Here is an 846-nt window from a genome sequence, read left to right on the forward strand (position 1 = left end):
GTCGGTGAGGGCGCCGGCGGAGCGCGCGGACCTGCGCAAGCTCTATGCCTTGTGGGGCGCGCTGCATGCCGGCCCGCTCGATCGCGACGCCCTGCGCCGCTGGGTTGCAACCCGATTCAAAGTCTCGGCGCCCGAGTTTCTGAAGCCGGATCAGGTCCGCGAGGCGATCGAGCAGCTGAAGGCCTGGCAGAAGCGGGTGACGGCATGATCCATGTCAGTGACCACGCCCTCGTCCGCTTCCTCGAGCGCTCCGGCGCCCTCGATGTCGAGGCCGTGCGCCAGGCGCTGGCGAGCTCGTTGGCGCGGGCGAGCAGAGCCGCCCAGCGTGTCGGCATCGACGATTACGAGATCGTGGCGGACGGGCTCCGCTACGTCGTCCGCGAGGGCATCCTCGTCACGGTCACGCCGCCGGAGAGGTTCCCCCCGCGATGACGACGCTGCCGCCGCCCACGGACGAGATTGCGCGCCTGGTCGATCTGATCGGCCCGGAGGCGGCGCTGCGCCTGGTCGAAGCCCGCGGCGGCGCCCGGGTCTATGTCTGCGATCCCGCCGCCGGCGGCGCGATCGTCGACATTATCGGGGTTGACGCGACCGCCGCATTGCATGCCAGATATGGCGCCGACACGATCAAGGTTCCGATCGCGCGGCCCTGGCGGGTGCTCTGCTACCTCGCCATGGGGATGTCGCAGGAGGCCGCGGCGCTCAAGGCCGGCTGCAGCCGAAACTCGGTGCAGCGCGCGCTGGACAAATTCGGCCACCCGGATGGCCGTACGGTCCGCCCGGCCACTTCACAGCTCGACATGTTCGACAAGGCCGGCTGACGGCCCCGCGCGGGGCCGTGTCTCG

General features: G+C 70.7%; 3 protein-coding genes. All 3 read left to right on the forward strand.

All coding sequences use genetic code 11. The annotated features are described in order from the left end of the window. Positions 1-208 (forward strand): phage protein GemA/Gp16 family protein (locus CXY91_RS28440; RefSeq protein WP_158673634.1); only part of this gene is annotated, 208 nt, incomplete at its 5' end. Continuing rightward, positions 205-432, forward strand: a complete 228-nt coding sequence (locus CXY91_RS28445) for a hypothetical protein (RefSeq protein ID WP_100965336.1) — start codon at positions 205-207, stop codon at positions 430-432. The genes CXY91_RS28440 and CXY91_RS28445, both read left to right, overlap by 4 nt. Beyond that, positions 429-821, forward strand: coding sequence for a hypothetical protein (locus CXY91_RS28450; RefSeq protein WP_100965337.1), 393 nt, complete (start codon positions 429-431; stop codon positions 819-821). Before CXY91_RS28445 ends, CXY91_RS28450 begins: the two co-directional genes overlap by 4 nt. Positions 822-846: the final 25 nt, after the last annotated feature.

Source organism: Allobosea sp. FBZP-16 (genome assembly GCF_002831785.1).
Lineage (GTDB): Bacteria > Pseudomonadota > Alphaproteobacteria > Rhizobiales > Beijerinckiaceae > Allobosea > Allobosea lupini.